Below are 20,270 nucleotides of genomic sequence, written 5' to 3'. Positions count from 1 at the left end.
TGAATTCTAGATTATTTTTCATACAGTTCTTTTTTCGATTTTCTTAACTATTTTTGAGCAAAGCTATGCGTGTCATCGATTACTAATTCACTAGCCGGTAAGGACTTTTGTGTCAATCTGGAAACAAGGATAATGCTTATTAGACCACAGAGCATTGCAAATGTTCTGAAGGGAAATAGTATAGCAACTCTAGATCCATCTTTCGCAAGTTCAGTAGCCGCATCTAATACTGGATAAGGCAAAATTGTAGGCAAACCAAGAGAAGCCTCACCACCACCAAAACGAAGAACAAAAGCAACAATAAATCCAGCGAGTGCTCCGTAAAAATTCGCCTTCTTATCAAATAGGGCGGTGACAAGAGCAGGGAATAACAAGCAGTAGACGAAATCGCTACATAGTATCCAGAGAGTATAAATACTTTGCACTTGTAAAGCAATGAGTGTAGCCAAAATTCCATTTACCCAAACAAAGACTTTTACTAGATGATTAATTCTATCGCGACCGATATTCGGGTCAAAAAGAGGACGATAGATATTCCAGACTGACATAGACGAAGCGGAAAGAATAGAAGAATCGACTGACGACATAACGGCAGTAGCCACTGCTCCTAGACCAATGGTTGCAATCGCTGTTGGAGTTAAATATTTAATTACGTAAGGTAAAATGTTAAGAGAATTTTCTGGCGCACCTCCAAAGGAAGTCCAATCCGTCACGCCACCAACCATCCCGATAATAATTGGAGGAATGGCAGCAAATAAACAAATGAATCCTGCAATCACAGAAAAACTCACTGCCGCCTTATCGGTCTTAGCCGCTAGCACTCTTTGGAAATAACTATGCCAAGGAATTCCGCCAAATACGAGTAAGAATGCATAATCCCACCAAACCCAATACGAAGTGCCTAGTGCACCAGTTGAGGGAAAAAACGAAGCGGATTCGCCCCATTTTGCGCTATAAGCAGCCCAGGTGTTTGCCATACCACCACTTGAATCAATGATAAAAGGTAAAATTACTCCAAGTCCCAAAAATAAAAGAGAAAGTTGAATTACGTCTGTTAAGGCTACTGCCCATAGTCCACCAAGCGCAGTATACCCAATAGCCACTGCAGCAGAAATAATGACTGATACACCAAAATCCAAACCAATTACGATTCCAAATGTAGAGCCGAGAGCAGAAAGTATTGCAGCAGTCCAAAATAATTCCCCAACGAGTGCGGGAAGAAATAAAATGGCAGTCATCTTTTTTCCAAATCTTTGTTCAAGTGGATCGAGCATGGTTCGATATTTAAACTTACGCATGATTTTAGCAAAGAACAATCCACCTAACATGAGGCTAATGGCATACCCCCACGGAGCTTGCAACCAAACAAGTCCACTTTTATATGTAGCCTCTGCACTCCCATTGATGTAACCCCCGCCGAGCCAGGTAGCCGCCATTGTAAAAACAGAAACCCAAAGCGGAATATTTCTTCCGCCTAATATCGCATCTGCTCCTTCTTCCGTATGACTATGTCTACGAGCAATATAACTTCCTGTAAAAAAAGTCAGTCCATAAAAAACCAGAATCGCAATAAACCCGCTCCAAAAAACCTTTGCTCCCTGACCCCAAAAATAAACATAAACAGCGGATAAGGAAAGTAAGCCTAACATAAGTAAAGTTGGAAGGCTTTCTTTAAAATGCATAAAGTCTTTTAAACGTGGCTCGTTCGAATCTGGTTGTTGTTGCATTTTTCTTTATCCTTTGTGGCTATAAAATTGGGTATTCTCTGGAGATAACGGAGTATTACCTAATATTAAATCTGCCGATTTTTCTGCAAGCATGATTACGGGAGCATAAATATTTCCGTTCGTAACATATCGCATAACGGACGCATCGACTACTCGAATTCCTTCTAACCCATGCACCTTCAAAGTATCGGGATGAACCACAGACGTTTTATCTGTTCCCATGCGACAAGTGCAAGATGGATGCAAAGCGGTTTCTGCATCTTTTGCGATCCACTTCAAAATTTCAGTATCAGTTTCTACATCAGGTCCGGGAGACAGTTCCCCTGCACTAAACTCATCAAAAGCTCTTTGCTCTAAAATTTTACGAGCACATCGAATTGCTTCTATCCATTCTTTTTTATCTTGATCTGTGGAAAGATAATTAAATCGTAGCGCTGGCTTTTCTCTTGGATTTGTTGATTTTATTTTCAAAGTTCCCATCGCATCTGAATACATAGGTCCCACATGCACTTGATATCCATGACCCTTTATTGGAGCAGAGCCATCATAGCGAATCGCTACTGGTAAAAAATGAAACATGATATTTGGATACTTCACTTCTTGATTGCTTCTAATAAATCCACCACCTTCAAAATGATTTGTCGCTCCCGGACCTTTGTGCATGAATAGCCATTGAAATCCAATCCAGGGCCAGTTGTATTTTTTTAAGGAAGGTTGCATAGACACTGGTTGCTTGCACGCATACTGGATGTATACCTCTAGATGATCTTGCATGTTTTCTCCAACTGTTGGTAGATCATGAACCATATCTACACCAAGTGGATCTAGCTCTAACGCGTTACCTACTCCTGAGAGTTGTAGAATTTGTGGAGAGCCAATCGCTCCACTGGATAATATCACTTCGCCGCCAAATGCTTTTCTTTTCGTTCCAAACAATCCTGTAAACTCAACGCCTACTGCTCGTTTGCCTTCAAAAATTATTTTTGTTACATGAGCATTGCAAATGACTTCGAGATTGGGACGCGATTTTACAGGATGTAAATAGGCTCTTGCTGCACTAAGCCTTCTTCCATTTCGAATATTTCGATCAAATTTTGCAAAACCTTCTTGTTGGTATCCATTTACATCTTTAGTCAGAGGATAACCGGCTTCTTGCACTGCCTTAAAAAATGCGTCAAACAATGGATTAACAGCAGGACCTCTTTCTAGAACGAGCGGACCTTCACCACCACGGAACTCATCGCTTCCCGCAGTGCAAGTCTCCATTCTTTTAAAATAAGGAAGACAGTGCGCATAATCCCAATTTGCCATTCCAGGATCTTTCGCCCAACGCTCATAGTCCATTGGATTTCCTCTTTGAAAAATCATACCATTAATGCTACTAGATCCACCCAAAACTTTTCCACGGGCATGATATATTTTACGGTTATTCATATAAGGTTCGGGCTCTGATTCATACTTCCAATCATAGAGAGGATTTCCAATCGGAAAGGCAAGAGCGGATGGCATATGGATAAATATATCCCAGAAATAATCAGATCGTCCTGCCTCAAGGAGTAACACCCTATTAGTCGGATTTTCGCTCAACCGGTTCGCCAGCACACAGCCAGCAGACCCACCGCCAGCAATTATAAAGTCATATTGTTTTTGTTTCATTCTATTCCTCTTTTAGATGTATAATTTCATACTACCCCTGTCATTTCGAACAGCTTTACCGTGAGAAATCTATCTTGCTTAAAACGATCGTTTCTTTGTCAGATAGACCTCTCACGGTAAAGCTGTTCGAGGTGACTGTATTCACTTCATCCGTGGTAATCTTTAAGGGTAAGGGCAATCTACTTCGCCCATTTCTACGTATACAGATTTTAGTTGCGTATAATGCTCAATTGCCGCAAGACTATTCTCACGACCAATTCCAGAATACTTATATCCTCCGAAGGGAGCTTCGATAGGAGTAATATTGTAGTTGTTAATCCAACAAGTTCCTGCTTGCATTTCTGCGATTACTCGATGAGCGCGAGTAATGTCTTGTGTAAATACTCCAGCGGATAATCCGAATTCTGTGTCATTTGCTCTTTCAATTACTTCTTCTTCGTTCTTAAAGGATAGAACGGACATTACAGGTCCAAAGATTTCTTCTTTTACGATTGTCATTTTATCATCACATTCGCTAAAGACTGTTGGCTCAATAAATGCTCCCTTCCTAAACCTTGCTTCCTTTTCTTCCCAGCTAGGAATTTCTCCACCACATAGAAGTTTGGCTCCTTCTTCTTTCCCTAATTTCACATAACGCATGACTTTTTCTAAATGTTCGCGGCTAATAAGAGAACCCACATGAGTAGACAAGTCCATTGGATCGCCGATTTTTAAATTACGAGTGCGAGATAAAAGTTTTTCTAGAAAAGCTTTCTGAATAGACTCATGCACAAATACTCTCGTGCCGTTGGAACATACTTCTCCTTGCGTATAGAAGTTTGCTAATAGAGAAGCAGACACAGCCGAGTCTAGTTTTGCATCATCGAATATGATTAACGGTGATTTGCCGCCAAGCTCTAATGTAATTTTTTTAAGTGTAGCCGCTCCCTCTGCCATAATTGCCTTTCCACTTGGAACTGACCCTGTGATTGAAATCTTGGAAATCTTTTTGTGACGAACTAATTCTTTTCCAACTTCTCTTCCTCCGACTAATACATTGAATACTCCGTCAGGAACACCTGCCTCAGTAAATATCTCGCCTAACTTTAGAGCGGTTAATGGTGTTAATTCGGATGGCTTGAAGATCATCGCATTTCCACAGGCGAGTGCGGGGGCTGCTTTCCAAGAAGCAATTTGAAGTGGATAATTCCATGCTCCGATTCCTGCACAAATTCCAATTGGCTCGCGACGGGTGTATACAAAGCTTTTCCCTAAATCAAAATGATCTCCATGCAGAGAAGAGGCAAGTCCCGCGAAATACTCAATAGCCTCTGCGGCAGAAGGAATATCTACACTAACCGCCTCTGAGATTGGCTTGCCTGTGTCATACACTTCGATTTCCGCTAAGGAATTAACTCTTTCACGGAGTAAATGGGCAGCGCGTAATAGTATTCTTCCTCTCTCGGCACCTTTCATCTTAGACCAAATCCTAAAACCTTTTTCTGCCGATTCTACTGCATAGGCAATGTCTTCCAAATTTGCCTCTTCCAATTCACAAAGAATTTCTCCTGTTGCCGGATAACTTGTAGTTACCACATTTCTTTTAGAGGAGGAGGGAAGAAATTTCCCGTTGATAAAAGAAGTTTGTCGCTTAAATATTCCCATGTTCTAGTTCCTTATCTGCCAAATGATTCTTATCCGCTTGTAATAGTATAATGACACCAGTGATTATAAAAAACATTCCCGCAAGACTCCAAAGAGTAATTTGCTCTCCCGCCCAAAAAAAGCCTAGAATTACAGCAATGACCGGGTTTACATAGGCAAAACTCATTACGATAGAAGAAGGTAATAGTTGTAAAGCGCGAGTAAAAGAGTAAAATGCAACAACTGAACCTAAGAGGGTAATATAGCTTAGCCCAAATAAAGCTTCGTTAGAAGGATGAGGGATTGGCTCTGAAAATAATAGGGCAAGTAACCCACAACCAACGGCAGCGAATAACTGCTGGTAACCCGCACTTACTAGAGCTGGAATTTCCTTTAATTTGTCTCCTTGCAATACAGAGCCAAGTGCCCAGGAAGCGGGAGCCAAGGACAAAGCAAGAAAGGTAAGTAAGTCAGGTGCATTGCCAGAATTGTTCTTATCAAGAAGACCCGGAACAGACAAGCAAATAATGCCCGTAAATCCCAATACAACAGAAACAATGGAAAGAAAGTTTAAAGATTTTTTATGAATTAAAAATTCAAATAGAACAGCCCAGAGAGGAGTTGCTCCAAAAAGAAGTGCTGCATAACCGGAATCTGCCTTTTGTGCTCCCCAGATCACCCACGCATGACCACCCACCCAGAGTAAAAGCCCAGTCATTACTAGATGAAGTAGGGTAGAGCGACTAACGCTTAAAGATTTTCCTGAAAGAATAGAAATTAGAAACATAATCAGTCCCGCGATCCCAACGCGAATCGCAGCCAGTGTATAGGGCGGAAAGCCTCCTTCTCCTCTGACGGCGAACCTTATACCTAGAAATGTGCTTCCCCAGATGAGATATACAAGACTTAGATGAAAAAAACCTTTGGCTCTTAAGTTTGTCATATTTGATAAGAAAATAATTGGCAGGAAATTTAGTCCAACTATTTTCCATGTCCTTGCATTATTTTCAATACGCAAAACGCTGCAAGTCCAGTCACAAGTGAGATCGAAATAATCATGATGAGCATTCCCTCTGAATTCATACTATATCTCCTTATTTTTTTAAGACTTAATTTTACCAAAAAAACAAAGAAGAGAAAAATACTGATTATCCCCACGAAGACACCTCGCGCTACTTTTGCTTGGTTTATTGCATCTTCTGCTGTTAGAGTAGCGGAAACTTTGGTGAGCATATAGCTTTCACTCATTTTGTTAAATGAATTCATAAGTCCATCTTCACTTAAAACAAACGCTGTGAAAATGATTAACAAAAAACCAGGTGTAATGTATTTTATGATAAAGTCAAATCCCGGAGGAAGAGGGATTAACGCGCCCTTAGCCCCTTCTAGTCTAGCTTCCTTGGTTCCAATTTTCCATCCGTAAATTAGAATTTGAATAGTGGCTAGAACATAAATTAAAAAAGTTCCAATCCAAAAATCTGTATGATCGAGTGCTGCAAGATTTTTATTGAAGTATACAATTAAAAGAGTAATCGAGAGGGTAAAGGCAAACAGGATAGGAATTGATTCTTTTCTTTTGAAGTGAAATCCCTCTTCAAGAAATGTAATTCCGGGTTGCACCATCGTTACGCTTGATGTCAAAGCAGCGATGAACAAAATGAAAAACCAAATGGCACCAAAGAACTGCCCTCCTTGCATTTGAGAAAAAATTGCGGGTAATGCAACGAAACCCATACCGAATGTTCCGAAGGAAACTACACTAGCTCCTAAAAATAGAAATCCAACAGGAATTGTAATGAGTCCACCGAAGACAACTTCGACAAATTCATTGAGAGAGGCTGCGGATAATCCCGATAACTGCACATCGTCTTTATCTTTTAAATAGCTAGCAAGTGTAAGAACAATTCCAAATCCAACGGAAAGCGAAAAGAAAATTTGTCCGGCTGCGGCTATCCATACTTCACCTTTCAAAAGTGCTGACCAATCAGGATTCCACATTCTTCCAAGTCCAACAGAAATATTATCGAGCGAAAGAACTTTTCCCAAAATAATGAATGCAGAAATTAATAAGATAGGAACTGCCATTTTTGCAAATGCTTCTAATCCTTTTGCAATTCCCCTATAAACCAAAAAGAAATTCATCGCATAACAGGCTAATACATAGTAGACTATCTTACTTTCGAAAGAAGCTCCGTTTGCCTTTGTGCCGGTCAGAGAATTAAAATGCTCTTTTGAAGTCTCTATCAATGCCTCGCTACTTGAAGAAGCAAGTGTGTGAGGAGGATGAAGATTTATTGAGCCAGTTATAAAATCAACGGCATACGCAAGACACCATGCTTCGATGAATACATAATATGTGTAAATCATAATGGGAATGATGAGCGCAATAGCACTAGTAACCTGTAAAGGAATTCCGCTCATGTAATTCTTGAAAATATTTGGAGCGCTATGTCCGTGTTTGCCGCCCATCCTGCCCATGATCCATTCTGAAAGACAAACAGGAATTCCTAGTATCAGAAAACTTATGATATAAGGAACCATGAAAGCTCCTCCGCCAAATTTGGCAGCCTGTCCCGGAAATCGTAAAAAATTCCCAAGCCCAATGGCTCCACTGGCGACTACTAAAATAATTCCAATTCTACTTCCCCATTCTTCGTTGCTTTTACTCATTCTTATTCCTGTAAATCTAATACAAATTTCATTTAATTTTTCTTTTTCTTATTGCCATTCGCTACGACTTCTGGCTCTGGTGGCAAATCTTCTGTAGCCGCTACAGTTCCTTCTACAATTTCAATAGCATTTGGTATAACCATTGTGGATCCAGAGGGAGGGATAATGACAAGATTCTTATTGCCAATTTCTTGTTCCATTGGAACAGAGCAACTGATAGTGGAAGGGCTTGAATACTGAACGAGAACTGGATCGGAATGGGAACCTTCTATCATTAATTTCATTCCATCGACGAAACCAGCACCAATCAAGTGCAAATCAATTACTTTCTCGGAAATGGAAATTTTTCGGGGAAGAATTCTATTAACCGCTATCTTATCACCGAACACCTTTCCACCGATGTAACCAGTTTGGCTAGATACCAGAAGTCCATGAAGTGTAGCCGGAATATCAGGTAATCCATTGAGGGTGTTGTTTAAATAAAGATTGTAAAGATACACGACTACAGCAACGACTGTGAACAATAAAAGCTGTAAGCGAGTAATATCTATTACCCCATTCTCCATGAATAAGTCGCTGAGTGCGGGCGGAGTATCAGATATCGCATTCTTCGGATTTTTTTTATTTAAAAAATGAGAGGCTATGAACCCCGTATAGCTAATACTCATTAACCCGACGAGAGATGGATTGAACTCTGGAATTTTCCCATTTTGTAAAAGAATTCCAAACGCAATTGCAATATAAAAATAGCTTCCCGTCAATACTACAGTCCACGTGAAAGCTTGAAAACGAGAGAGGCTATAAGTATTTGTATTTTTATCTAGCAGCACATAAGGGACAAAGTTCCATTTGCCGATGAGAAGGGAAATAAAAGCAAGACCTATAACTGTAACTACGATTGCCAGTGCGATTACTTTCTTATTCCAGTTCTTAGGAAGGATCGTCACTTTCATAAAAGAACTCGGTCTGCCATCAACGAAAACTTTAAGTCGAATACTTTTACGAAAAAAAGCTTTGTCAGCAAGTTCTTTTAAATACGGTGTCGTTGGAATAGTAAAATTTACATGTTGCACTCCATCGAGAGTTGTAGAAATATAAAATGGAGAAGTCTTGGCTCTCATCTGCATGTATTCGATTGGTTGATAGTCACTAACGTCTAGATCGGCTGGCAATTCCATATCAATTGTGTTATCATCTAAATCATAAAAATAAATATCAATTTTATCTACATTCGAACCAAAATTTTTTCCAGACATTGTAATCGTGTCCCCGATAACTCCCCCCATTGGAGAAAGTCCAGTGATTAACGGCTGTTTGTCTTCCTCGAAATTTTCGGGCATTGGAAAAAGAGTTTCATCTAAGAGTCTATTTTTCTTAGAGGGTTCACTAAAGAAAAGTTTTACTTGCACTTTCCCGGAGGGAATTTTGTCGTAAGCATTTAAGTAAAACTCGACAAGATTTTTTCGTTCTTGGTAAACAGAGCCTGGATAGATTTGCGTTTTTACTCCTGCAATTTCTACATGAAAATCTGAATCAGTTCTTCCTTTTAGAATTTCTAGCATCTTATCAGGATTATCCCCTCGAATAGCCATGCGATAGTCGCCCTTAGATAAATCAAGAGAGTCTATATACTCAATGGAATACTCAGAATTAACTGCATTTACTTCTGTTTTGGTTTGGGCAAATGCAATCGCTGGTAGAAAGACACAGGCTAGATATAGATAGATGTATTTCGTAAATTTAAAACCTTTTGTCTCCAAACCGTCCCCCTTCCTTTTTATCTTTTTTTGTTTTTTCTTTGATTTTTTCTTTGATTTTATCTTTTAAAGATTTATCGTTTGTGTCAGAATCAGTATCTTTAACATCTTTATTATCTGCCTCTGACTTCTTTTTATTCTCTTTCGTTTTTTGCATTGGAATTGATTCTTCCTCTGCTATGCGGTTAAAGGCAAATAGGGATGCATTTAGAAAAAAAATGCACAATGGTAAAATAATCAGTTTCGTTTTCATGTAAACTCCTTACGTTTTTGATTTTTTCTTTGGTTTTGAATCCGTTTCATTTTTATCCGAGTCTTCGATACTCATTGGAATGTCTTGCGTAAATTCGAGAACTCTTTTTAGCGTAATGCTAGTGCCGGAAGGGGGAATGAGAATTAGATTTTTTAGTCCTGGAATTTCGTCTGTGTGTAGCTTGCAGCTAATGCTAGATGGACTTGAGAATATTGCGGTCACTGGTGGTTTGTCAGAACCTTCTAGCATGACTTTGATTCCATCGACGAATCCACCGCCGACCATGTTAAATTCGACTTCTTTATCAGTTAGGCTAAATATGTTAGGAAAAATTCGATTCACCGCTATCTTATCACCAAAAAGTTTTCCCCCAATATAACTTCCCTGGCTAGTCAGGAGTAGCCCGTGAAGAGTTGGTGGAATATCAGGAAGCCCGTTTAGCGTATTGTCAATTGCCAGATTATAGATGTAAACCGCGATGGCAACGAGCGTAAAAAACAAAAGCTGTAGTCTTGAAATATCTACTATACCGCCGGAGGAAAATAAATTACTTAGTTCGGGAGGTTGGTCTGTGATTTCATTCTTTGGATTTTTCTTTCCTAGAAAGTGGGAGGAAATAAGACCAGTGTAGCTAATACTCATTAACCCGATGAGTGATGGATTGAAGTCAGGAATAATTCCATCTCGCAAAACTAAACCAGTACAGATAGCAATATAAAAATAACTTCCAAGTAGAACGATTGTCCATGCAAAGGCTTGGAAGCGCGAGAGGCTATAAGTGTTAGTCTCTACATCTAAAAGTATATTGGGAATTATATTCCATCTACCTAGAATGAGGGAAACTAAACCAAGCGTAGCAAGAGTTGTAAAAAGAGTAAACAGAAGGATTTTTACATTCCAATTTTCTGGAAGCAAAGTAATTGTCGCGAAATGGCTATTACGTCCATTTACATTGATTCGGATTTTTAAATTTCTTCGAATAAAATTCTCATTTGCAAACTTATCCATGTTTTCAGGAATGCTAAAGGATAATTCTTGTAAGCCTGTCTTAGCATCCGGTTGGGAGAGAGTCGCCGGTGAGAGTTTTGTAAGCATCGTATTGTATTGGGAAGGCATTTTTACATCTTCTACATAAGTTTCGAGACATGGTTTTACCTCTTTGGATTCAGAGGAATCAGCTTTAGTTACATTAAAAGCTTTCTTTTCATCGAGAGATGGGTCATGTAAATATATGTCAATTTTATCAATGTCTCTTCCAAAGTTTTTTCCTACGATTACAATCGTATCACCTACAACACCTCCACTTGGTTTTAATTTCGTAATGCTAGGTTGTTTGTCTTGACCTGATGTAGCTGGTATAATGACAGTAGCCTCATCTAGTTTTTCTTCTTTACCATTCTTATAAAGAAACAATTCAAGCTTTGTTTGTGCGTTAGGTGGTATAGTGGCATAGGCATTAAAATAAAATCCCTGAACGGTTGACTCTACCCCAGTGTACAGACTTCCTTTAAAAATTTCTGTTTTGACTCCTCCGATTTTAATCTTAAAACTATTTTGTTTATCTAAGCCTTTAATAATACGACAAAGCTCTTCTTCATCTCTCCCAGAGATTGCCATATCAAAGTGATCTTCGGATGCATCTAGTATGGCAAAATGCTCAATCTTAAATCCGTTCGGATTTGATTCATCCCCTGTGACTGTCTTTTGCGGAAAAATGGAATTATGCGTAAATAGAAAAAGGAAAATAAGTTGGTAAACCGTGAGAGGTTTAACAGGATTATCCTTTCTCAAACTAGAAAAAAAAACGTTTATAGAGAACTTGAAAAACATATTAAACCTTTTTATTTTTTTGATAGACACTATTTGTTGCCTTTATCGTCTTTATTCTTATCGAACTTGTATTTATTTCCGCCAAATCCTTTCGTTGTTTCATCATCCTCTTCTTCGGATTTTTCCTCAGCCTTTTCTTCCTTTTTCTTTTTTGGGGCAGGCTTTATCTGGTTTTTTCTTTTTTTCTTTTTACAGTATTTAGATTGGATTCCTTAATTTGAGAATCTGAGAAACTCCATACACCTGTTGAAAGTAGAAAGCTAACGAGTAAGAATAAAATGGAAAATTGTTTCATAAAAACACTCCTAGATTTGATTTTCATTAGAGAGTATTTTTCAAGTAAGACAAGTCAATGATTTTTAGTTATTTGCCGAGTAATTTCTTCACTGCTCGTTGTAATCCATCGATGCTCAAAAAAAACATTGGCACTAAATCCCAAATAGCCTCAATGGTTTCGTGATGCCAATAACGTCTATCGTCGGGATTCAGCCAGACTGAATCTTGAAAGTATTCTGTTAGATCACGAAGTCTTTGGAGTCCTGTTTTTAATTTTACATCTTGCTTTGTGTTTTTTAAATATCCATAACCGTAATAATCATACATCCCTGTCTTATTAAAAAGCTCATACGGATGCATGGAAGCATCACCGACATAAATCACTTTTGTATCGGGACGAAATTTTTTTGTGAGTTTTGAAATAGAAATTTTCTTAGACATACTTGCATCTGTAAATACCGCATCGTAAATAATATTATGAAAGTAGTAATAGTGAAATTCTTTGAAGTGATTGAGTTGATGACTCGCGCTAAAAAGTTTACTCACACGAGCAGCATGAGGACTCATACTTCCTCCAACATCCATGAGAAGTAAAAGCTTTAAATCATTTTTACGAGACCTCTCGTGGACTAATTCCAATTCGCCGCCATTCTCGGAGGTCTTGTCGATTGTCTTTTGAATGGAAAATTCCAATCGTCCTTCTTTTTTGAGATAGCGTAATTTCTTGAGGGCAACTTTGATTTGCCTCACATTGAGAGTTTCATCGGTGCGGTAGTCTTTAAATCGTCTTTCATCGATTACGTCAAATGCTGTTTTGCCGCTAGAATCTCCGCCTGCCCTGACTCCATTGGGGTTAAATCCAGAGTTACCGAAGGCTGATGTTCCCTTTGTGCCGACCCATTTATTTCCGCCATCGTGGCGCTCTTTTTGTTCTTCTAATCTTTCTTTTAATTTTTTTAAAACTTCTTCGTAATCTAGTTTAACTGCGGCGTTTTTTTGCTCTTGTGGAATTTCTCTTTCGATTGCTTTTTTGAGCCATTCTTCGATGAGAGGCTTCATCTCGTTAGTCTCTCCAATTTGCCCCTTAAAGACTTCTGCAAAGATCAAATCAAAGTCATCGTAGTATTTTACATCTTTGACGAGGCAATTGCGTGAAATAGAGTAAAATTCATTCACCGAAAGCGAGCCACGCTTCTCAGAGAAATAAGAAATCGCTTTTAGTAAATCAATCAACTCCGCCGTTGAGACTGGAATTTTTCTATTCTTTAGCCTGTAGAAGAATTGGGTAAACACAGATTAGCTACTCCTTAGGCGGAACATGCAATTGACCGGCGTATTGCAATAAGTCTTCTTCGTTTTTAACAAGTGCGCCGAGAAATGGAATTTTATCCATTGGATTTAAGTTTGCTCCTTGGTAGAGAAGAATTTGAATCCAATCAAGTAATTCACTCGTAGAAGGTTTTTTCTTCATATCTTCCATACGGCGAATCTTGTAAAATGTTTTCATGGCAGTTTGAATGAGAGTTGAGTCAATGTCCGGGAGGTGAACACGGATTATCTGCTCCATGAGTTCTTTTGATGGAAATTCAATATAATGAAATATACAACGACGTAAAAATGCATCTGGAAGTTCGCGCTCATTGTTTGATGTAATAATCGTAAGGGGACGCTGTTTTGCTTTTACAACTCGGTTAGTTTCGATGACTACAAATTCCATTTGGTCGAGTTCAAGCAATAAATCATTGGGAAATTCTATATCTGCTTTATCAATCTCATCGATTAGAACGATAGACGGAACACTTGACTCAAAGGCAAGTCCGAGTGGTCCCATGCGAATGTAATTTTCAATATTGTGAACTTTGTCTCTATCTTTTCCTTCGTTAAAACGGGAGTCATTTAAGCGAGACACTGCATCATAAAAATAAAGTCCATCCTTTGCAAGACTCGTAGACTTAACATGCCATTTAAAAATGGGAAGATTGCGCGTCTTAGAAATATGCTCGGCTAACAGCGTTTTGCCGGTTCCGGGTTCGCCTTTGATAAGAAGTGGTCTACCTGTAACCTCTGCTACTAGAAGTGCTTCTTCTAATTCTCTCGAGACTACATAGCCTTCTTTTAAACTAACAGATTTTTGTTTCATACATACAGTGTTCTAATTGCATGTTAAAAAATAAATGCTTTTTTGGATTAAGAAACAGATTACCATGCGAAGGCGTTGGTCGCGAATACTTGGAGCGAAGGGCGGAGTGGACACTGATAAAAGAAGGTGAATATTATGCTTCGATTGATATTGCTTTGAATGAAGGTTTTTCTTTTAGACCAAAAGAATCTCAAGTCCTTACTTTTGACGTTTGGCTATCAGCATGATCCGCTATGGATAAGAAGTAAACCAACTCGTTTTGAAATTCGATTTCTTAAATTTTTTCTAGGAATTCTAATACTTGCTCCTTTTACAAATTGGGGTGGAACGTATTATTATCGTGATTATCGATATAGAACAATTAAAAACCCATTTCCACAAAAAATAATTTTTCAATTAATGAACAGGATATGCAAATAAGTTGAGATCCCCGATAAAATTTCGGGGATGACAAGAAACGTCCTAATTCAAAATTCCCAATTAACCATTCCGCATTAACAATTAACCATTAACCCCCATATCCTCCGACAAGATCAGAAAGGAAAGTTGGGATTGTAGTTTCAAAGAAGATTTCATTTCCGCTGAATGGATGTTTGAAGCGAATAGAAAGAGAATGAAGAGCAAGTCGCAGGTATTTCTTTTTGTCATCGCCGTATTTTAGATCGCCTACGATGGGGTGATGCTCGTCTGCAAAATGAACGCGGATTTGGTTTTTTCTTCCGGTTAATAGATTGATTTCGACTAGCGAATAATTGGTAGTATCCTTTAATACTTTATACTGAGTATGCGATAGTTTTCCGATTGACTGGTCTTTTGTGGAATAGACCAGTAGTGCTTTGTTTTCAGTTAAGTAGGAACTGATTGTTCCTTCCAATTTTTCCCAGCGTCCGTGGGTAACGGCAACGTATTTTTTACTCGTTGTATCCCAATTGTCCTGTAAATTTAATTTTGCTGACTCTGTTTTGGCAAATACGAGTATGCCGGAGGTATCACGATCTAGTCTGTGAACAATAAAAATACGATTCTTGGATTTGAAATTTCCTTTTTTTACATAGTCGGTGAGGGATGCGTAGGCGGTCTTTGCTTTCTCTGATTCTGTGGCTATTGTGAGTAATCCGCTCGGTTTGTTGACCACGAGTATATCTCTATCTTCGTGAAGAATTTCCAATCCTTTGGGTAGAAACTTAGTATTGCCTTTCGCCTGTTTTGTCATTTAGTAACTTAAATTTCTTTTGATGATTACGACAACATTAATTTTAATTTATAAGTTAGAACTTCCGTGTCTGGATCGATAACTTAAGTAGCCGCTGCCTAGAATTCCTAGCGCACAAATTCCTATCATCATGTAAAAGGAAAAATGAAATTCGTATCTATCTAGAATCCAACCGATTACTTCTTCTTGGAAGATTGGTCCTATAGAGCCTAGTCCATTGATAATTCCTGCTGCGACGATTGCCATTTTTCGTCCACCTACATCGATTGCTCCCACACCCGCAAGAAGAGAGTCCGGACCCATTAGCATGAATCCACAGAAGGCGAGGCAAGCGGCAAACGCCCATACGCTCTTGACTCCGATGAATGCAATTAGGCAGAAGGCGACAAACATTCCACAGGTCATGATGAAAATGGTTTGGTGTCGTTTGCCGTGAAAGTATTTGTCAGACACCCAACCAGCAACGACGACTCCTGTAAATCCAATCCAATCAAATAGAGTTGAAATATAACCAGAATGTTCTTTTGTTTGGTGAAATAATTTTTCGATTGCCATAGGTGCCCAACTATCTAGCGAATAACGTAAAAATTTGAATACGAAATACACACAGCCCATGAAAAAAACAGAGAGGAGAACATTATTATTCCACCCTTTTAAAAAGGATTCGTGGTGTGTGCTTGTCTCAACTGGAACTTCTACTTCTTCGATGATAGGATCAAGCCCAACATCTTCGGGGTTGTCTCTTTCTAAGAAATAAAATAAAATCCACACTCCAAATAAAACCGCGGAGGCTCCCCAAAAAGACCAGATGACTCCTAGATAACCGAGTAAAAAAGCTGCAAATACTTTTGCAAGAATACTTCCGAGTTGATACGACGTAGCCCAAACAGCCATTATCCGCCCGCGCTCTCCTTGTGGAAGCCAGTTGCTCAATACTCCTACATTTCCAGGCCATCCCGCTGCTTGGGCAAAACCGTTTATAATCATAAATAGAAGAAAAGGCCAATAACCCGCAGGTCCGAGCAAATAAGAAAATCCGAAAATAATATTACAGGCAATCGAAATTCCCATACCGGTTAATAGCAATATTCTAGTTGCCACTTTCGGTCCGAGGATACTCATTGTAAACTGCCCGAGCATGTAAGCAATTAGATAAGCTGTATAAATATGGGCGAGGTCTGAGCTTGTGATGGCGAGAGATTCTTGAATAGAAGACTTTGCGATTGCAAAATTCTTTCTACAAAAATAAAATCCCGCATAGGAAAACCAAGTTGCTGTTAGAATTCGAACTCGCCACATTGTCTGCTTTTTGATTATCTCTTGATGCATTTTTTTTTCCTATTTTGGATTTGTAAAAATCTTTTTTCTTAATGCTAGCGTTAGCGATCAACTGGATGAGTGTGGATAATCTTCATCATCCACACTCAGGAAGGCGAGCGCGGCGGCGATTGCAAAATGTACGGAACGGTTTCAAACCATTTCACGCATTAATTTTAATTCCCGCGCCGCAATTCCCAATCTTAATCGCTGTTCCAGAGTCTACGAATTTCTTCGAGCATTTGGTAGGGATCGTAAATTACTATGCGTGTATTGTCTAATACATCTAAAAATCCGACTTCGTTGATGAAGCGTGGGACGATGTGTTCGTGGATATGCGGAATCGAGCCGCCGCTGTTTTTTCCAAGGTTGTATCCTACGTTAAATCCTTGAGCACGCCAGGCTTTGGAAATAGTTTGGATTGCTTTTACTCGCATTTTGTGCATGTCTAAAACTTCTTCGTCGCTTAGGTCTGTGATGACGATTGTATGACGTTTGGGGAAAATGATGATATGCCCCGGATTGTAGGGAAATAAATTTATAGAAACAATGCAGTGAGTTGATTCGTGAATCGTGAGGTTGGGGACATCTGGATTTTTTTCGGTTACCCCACAGAGAATGCATTCTACCTGTGGTCTGTCCCCGCGCGCATAGGCGAGTTTGTGAATAGAAAATAAATTCTTTCGGATTGGTTTTATCTCTTCTATTTCTTCGTTTTCCATTCTAAAAGTAATTTAAAAAATGCATGTATCTTGGCAAGAATTTTAGATTTTCAATTTCAGTTAATTTTTAAAACTGGAATGAAAGGCTAGGCTAAACTTGAATTTAATTTATGTAGTAATATTCGCGATGGTCATTTGGGGTGTGAGTTGGGCGTCTGCCAAGATGATTACGAATTACACAAACTTAGAAGTAATTTTATTTTGGAGACTTCTTGTTACATTTGTATCTCTAATTCCTGTCCTCTGGATTACGAAAGATAGCTTTCGAATTCCAAAGAAAGGAATTCCATATGCGATTGGTGGAGCGTTTGTGATGCTAATCTACAACGCGCTTTTTTTTATTGGCTTACGAACTGGACTTTCAGGAGCAGGCGGAGTTTTCGTGACTACATTAAATCCAATTATCAATTTCTTTTTGGTTGCTCTGTTATACAAATATAAATTGCATTTGTGGGAATACATCGGTTTGGCGCTCGGACTTGCGGGTGGACTTGTAATTCTAAAAGTTTGGGGAATGTCACTTTCTATGTTGCTCTCCGGTGGTAACGTTTACTTTATATTAGCCTCATTTACTTGGGCTGTATTGTCTATTGTCACCGCAAAGTCAAAGAGTTATGTTTCTCCGATTACTTATAGCTTATATCTCTATGGAATTGGGACAGTGGTTTCTTTTTGTTTGGCGCTTCCCTATGATTGGTTGGCTCCGCTTTCATTTGATTCCAATTTTTGGATTAATATATTCTATTTAGGCTCCATTTCTACTTCGTTTGGAACAACGGTTTATTTTATTGCTTCCTCAAGACTTGGTTCGGCGAAAGCTAGCTCATTTATATTTCTAGTTCCCGCAAGTGCTATGCTTAGTAGTTGGGGCTTACTCGGAGAAACCCCTCAGTGGACAACCATTATCGGCGGATTACTAGCCATATCCGCTGTGTATTTATTAAATAGAAAAAAGGATTAAAACTATGAACTGTAAAATATGTGATATTCATCATTCAAAGACGATTCCGATGGTAATCGGTGAGACATTTCACTTTGTTGTTAGACATTCTGAGCTTTCTAAGAATGCTCCCGGGTATTTATACATTGAGCCTAAGCGTCATGTAGAGGCTTACAATGATTTGATTCACGGAGAGTTTATGCAACTAGGCGAATGCATGAAGCTTGCTACCGAATGGATTTACAAACATTTTAAACCGGTGAAGCTTTATACGATTACTATTTCCGAAGCAGTGCCGCATTTGCATTTTCATCTTGTTCCGCGCTTTGAAGAATCACCGAAGGGAATTGAATTTTTGCAACAGGCAATTTCAGGTCATTTGCCGTCAACGCCTAAAGTGCAAGCGGAGTTGGAAAGAGTCGCTGCGTTGTTTGTGGATAATTAGGGATTGCCACAGAGACACTGAGGCGTAGAGAAAAGAAGTAAAAGCGGTCAGTAATGGAAAAACTAAAATCTCAACTTAAAAAAATATCTAATCCTACAAAGGCAAAATTTCTCCAGGGATATTTTAAAACCGGTAGCGGCGAGTATGGAGAAGGCGATGTCTTTATTGGAATTACAGTTCCTAACTTAAGAAAAGTTGCAAAGGAATTTGAAACACTTGAATTTAAGGAGCTAACGGAATTAATCCACTCGGAGATTCATGAAGAAAGACTTCTTTGTTTACTCATTCTTGGTCGTAAATTTCACAATAAAAAGGCAGACGAAAAACTAAAAAAGCAAATCTATGAGTTTTATCTAAAGCATTTACGATATGTAAATAATTGGGACTTAGTCGATGAGGCATCTAGAACGATTCTAGGCTCTTATTTATTAGATAAAGACCGCGCGATTCTTTACAAACTTGTGAAGTCTAAAAATCTCTGGGAGCGGCGAAATGCTATTATCTCTACATTTGTATTTTTACAGAATGGAGAATCGGAAGATACAATTCAAATATCTGAAATCTTACTTGCGGATAAGGAAGATTTAATTCACAAAGCAGTCGGTTGGATGCTTCGCGAGATGGGAAAACGAGTGGATGTTAAATTGCTAGAACGTTTTTTAGATAAGCACGTTAAGAAAATGCCGCGGGTTATGCTTCGTTATGCAATAGAGAGATTACCGGAGAAAAATAGAGAAGAGTATCTGGGTAAATAGTTACTAAGGGTTTATTCGAAATTCAAGAATGCCTGTCCAAAAAAGAATTGCACCAAGTGGCAATAGAAAAATATCCATTACCACTGTGGCAGGATATAAAAGCGAAAGCGGGATAAACTTCGTATCTTTCTTTGAATCATAAATGCTTTCCCATTCCAAGATTACGACTCTACTTTTTTCTTTGTCTACTGAAAGAAAAAATATATAACTCTTTTCATAAGTTTTATAATTTACTCGAACGATTGTATTTATTTTTTTTCGAATTAATTTTTCTTTTGAGTTATTTAAAAAATCTGTAATATAGTCATTCGGTGTAGTAATCAATTCCCATGAATTTTCTTCTGGATAAAACTTTGTAGCATTGATTACTAAATAGGTTTCGTCCTTTAGTAGCAAAACAATATTATCTGCATACTTAGGATTTAAAATAATTTCATCTATTTGATCGATCCTAGTCTCAATTTCTTTTTCTGAAATTTCTCTAGAAATTGCATGAATCGAATTGGAAGGATCATTCCAAACAGAACAAATACTTATATTTGGATCTACATATTTATCCTTTTTTTGATTCACTACAATGCATATTGCATTTCGAAAGGATTTAGATACTAGTTTTATAAGGTTATTTTTAGAATATGAATCGTTTAAAGTCCAATGTAAATTGATATCAGGTGACTTGATAGGATTCTCTGAATTTAAACTTTCGAAATTTTCATTCCAATCTCGCCTAACGTCCATCTCTTCAGAGCTATATTGAGTTTTCAGATTTTGTTTCTCTTGCTTTTCTACTTTATACCAGAGCGACGCGGTAAAGCAATTCATAGCAAGCATTGCATTGACTAAGACAAAAGCGGCAAATACGATGTATTCTTTCTTGAGCACCTACCTAACTTCCCGACTCTTCCATAACTTTACCCACAAATACGAGACTGATTACCACCGATGG

17 protein-coding genes are annotated in these 20,270 nt (G+C 38.5%); 3 read left to right on the top strand and 14 right to left on the bottom strand.

The window, feature by feature from the left end:
• Positions 1-47: 47 nt before the first annotated feature.
• The 13 genes from IPH52_20700 to IPH52_20640 form a co-directional block, all read right to left on the bottom strand.
• Positions 48-1,682 carry a sodium:solute symporter family protein gene (locus IPH52_20700; GenBank protein ID MBK7057421.1) on the bottom strand — a complete coding sequence of 545 codons (1,635 nt, stop codon included), beginning with the start codon at positions 1,680-1,682 and terminating at the stop codon, positions 48-50.
• A 51-nt stretch (positions 1,683-1,733) separates the two neighbouring features.
• Complete coding sequence (betA, locus tag IPH52_20695) at positions 1,734-3,383, bottom strand: choline dehydrogenase (GenBank protein ID MBK7057420.1); 1,650 nt, start codon at positions 3,381-3,383, stop codon at positions 1,734-1,736.
• 162 nt (positions 3,384-3,545) lie between these two features.
• Positions 3,546-5,027, bottom strand: a complete 1,482-nt coding sequence (betB, locus tag IPH52_20690) for a betaine-aldehyde dehydrogenase (protein ID MBK7057419.1) — start codon at positions 5,025-5,027, stop codon at positions 3,546-3,548.
• Positions 5,014-5,949: an EamA family transporter gene (locus tag IPH52_20685; protein MBK7057418.1), complete on the bottom strand. Its 936-nt coding sequence runs from the start codon at positions 5,947-5,949 to the stop codon at positions 5,014-5,016. The genes betB and IPH52_20685 overlap by 14 nt, the downstream gene beginning before the upstream one ends.
• Before the next feature lie 38 nt (positions 5,950-5,987).
• Positions 5,988-7,676: a sodium-dependent transporter gene (locus IPH52_20680; GenBank protein MBK7057417.1), complete on the bottom strand. Its 1,689-nt coding sequence runs from the start codon at positions 7,674-7,676 to the stop codon at positions 5,988-5,990.
• Between the two features lie 32 nt (positions 7,677-7,708).
• Positions 7,709-9,436 carry an IPT/TIG domain-containing protein gene (locus tag IPH52_20675; protein MBK7057416.1) on the bottom strand — a complete coding sequence of 576 codons (1,728 nt, stop codon included), beginning with the start codon at positions 9,434-9,436 and terminating at the stop codon, positions 7,709-7,711.
• Complete coding sequence (locus IPH52_20670; GenBank protein ID MBK7057415.1) at positions 9,417-9,686, bottom strand: hypothetical protein; 270 nt, start codon at positions 9,684-9,686, stop codon at positions 9,417-9,419. The genes IPH52_20675 and IPH52_20670 overlap by 20 nt, the downstream gene beginning before the upstream one ends.
• Positions 9,687-9,695: 9 nt before the next feature.
• A complete protein-coding gene (locus IPH52_20665) occupies positions 9,696-11,477 on the bottom strand; it encodes a hypothetical protein (protein ID MBK7057414.1) in 1,782 nt (593 codons plus the stop codon).
• Between the two features lie 402 nt (positions 11,478-11,879).
• Positions 11,880-13,085: a VWA domain-containing protein gene (locus tag IPH52_20660; protein ID MBK7057413.1), complete on the bottom strand. Its 1,206-nt coding sequence runs from the start codon at positions 13,083-13,085 to the stop codon at positions 11,880-11,882.
• Positions 13,086-13,092: 7 nt separating this feature from the next.
• Positions 13,093-13,932, bottom strand: coding sequence for a MoxR family ATPase (locus IPH52_20655; protein MBK7057412.1), 840 nt, complete (start codon positions 13,930-13,932; stop codon positions 13,093-13,095).
• 508 nt (positions 13,933-14,440) lie between these two features.
• A complete protein-coding gene (locus tag IPH52_20650) occupies positions 14,441-15,145 on the bottom strand; it encodes an RNA pseudouridine synthase (GenBank protein ID MBK7057411.1) in 705 nt (234 codons plus the stop codon).
• Positions 15,146-15,193: 48 nt separating this feature from the next.
• Positions 15,194-16,474 (bottom strand): MFS transporter, encoded by a 1,281-nt coding sequence (locus IPH52_20645; GenBank protein MBK7057410.1) that lies wholly within the window; start codon positions 16,472-16,474, stop codon positions 15,194-15,196.
• A gap of 191 nt (positions 16,475-16,665) precedes the next feature.
• Positions 16,666-17,184: an HIT domain-containing protein gene (locus tag IPH52_20640; protein MBK7057409.1), complete on the bottom strand. Its 519-nt coding sequence runs from the start codon at positions 17,182-17,184 to the stop codon at positions 16,666-16,668.
• A gap of 127 nt (positions 17,185-17,311) precedes the next feature.
• On the opposite strand from IPH52_20640, the gene IPH52_20635 reads away from it, so the two are divergent.
• Genes IPH52_20635 through IPH52_20625 form a run of 3 tightly spaced genes read left to right on the top strand, consistent with a single transcriptional unit; the run spans position 17,312 to position 19,324 of the window.
• Positions 17,312-18,145 (top strand): DMT family transporter, encoded by an 834-nt coding sequence (locus IPH52_20635; GenBank protein ID MBK7057408.1) that lies wholly within the window; start codon positions 17,312-17,314, stop codon positions 18,143-18,145.
• Between the two features lie 4 nt (positions 18,146-18,149).
• Complete coding sequence (locus IPH52_20630; GenBank protein ID MBK7057407.1) at positions 18,150-18,569, top strand: HIT domain-containing protein; 420 nt, start codon at positions 18,150-18,152, stop codon at positions 18,567-18,569.
• A gap of 53 nt (positions 18,570-18,622) precedes the next feature.
• A complete protein-coding gene (locus IPH52_20625) occupies positions 18,623-19,324 on the top strand; it encodes a DNA alkylation repair protein (GenBank protein MBK7057406.1) in 702 nt (233 codons plus the stop codon).
• Positions 19,325-19,327: 3 nt separating this feature from the next.
• On the opposite strand, the gene IPH52_20620 is transcribed toward IPH52_20625, so the two are convergent.
• A complete protein-coding gene (locus IPH52_20620) occupies positions 19,328-20,206 on the bottom strand; it encodes a hypothetical protein (GenBank protein ID MBK7057405.1) in 879 nt (292 codons plus the stop codon).
• Positions 20,207-20,270 lie beyond the last annotated feature (64 nt).

It is taken from the genome of Leptospiraceae bacterium (assembly GCA_016708435.1).
In the GTDB taxonomy this organism is placed as follows: domain Bacteria; phylum Spirochaetota; class Leptospiria; order Leptospirales; family Leptospiraceae; genus UBA2033.
Note: the sequence above shows the minus strand (reverse complement) of the source record. Positions and strands in the feature narration are given on the sequence as shown.

Bases quoted from the DNA above. Each gene is read 5' to 3' on its own strand.
- IPH52_20700 (MBK7057421.1), bottom strand. From the start codon at position 1,682: ATGCATTTTAAAGAAAGCCTTCCAACTTTACTTATGTTAGGCTTACTT.
- betA (MBK7057420.1), bottom strand. From the start codon at position 3,383: ATGAAACAAAAACAATATGACTTTATAATTGCTGGCGGTGGGTCTGCT.
- betB (MBK7057419.1), bottom strand. From the start codon at position 5,027: ATGGGAATATTTAAGCGACAAACTTCTTTTATCAACGGGAAATTTCTT.
- IPH52_20685 (MBK7057418.1), bottom strand. From the start codon at position 5,949: ATGACAAACTTAAGAGCCAAAGGTTTTTTTCATCTAAGTCTTGTATAT.
- IPH52_20680 (MBK7057417.1), bottom strand. From the start codon at position 7,676: ATGAGTAAAAGCAACGAAGAATGGGGAAGTAGAATTGGAATTATTTTA.
- IPH52_20670 (MBK7057415.1), bottom strand. From the start codon at position 9,686: ATGAAAACGAAACTGATTATTTTACCATTGTGCATTTTTTTTCTAAAT.
- IPH52_20655 (MBK7057412.1), bottom strand. From the start codon at position 13,932: ATGAAACAAAAATCTGTTAGTTTAAAAGAAGGCTATGTAGTCTCGAGA.
- IPH52_20650 (MBK7057411.1), bottom strand. From the start codon at position 15,145: ATGACAAAACAGGCGAAAGGCAATACTAAGTTTCTACCCAAAGGATTG.
- IPH52_20645 (MBK7057410.1), bottom strand. From the start codon at position 16,474: ATGCATCAAGAGATAATCAAAAAGCAGACAATGTGGCGAGTTCGAATT.
- IPH52_20640 (MBK7057409.1), bottom strand. From the start codon at position 17,184: ATGGAAAACGAAGAAATAGAAGAGATAAAACCAATCCGAAAGAATTTA.
- IPH52_20635 (MBK7057408.1), top strand. From the start codon at position 17,312: ATGGTCATTTGGGGTGTGAGTTGGGCGTCTGCCAAGATGATTACGAAT.
- IPH52_20630 (MBK7057407.1), top strand. From the start codon at position 18,150: ATGAACTGTAAAATATGTGATATTCATCATTCAAAGACGATTCCGATG.
- IPH52_20625 (MBK7057406.1), top strand. From the start codon at position 18,623: ATGGAAAAACTAAAATCTCAACTTAAAAAAATATCTAATCCTACAAAG.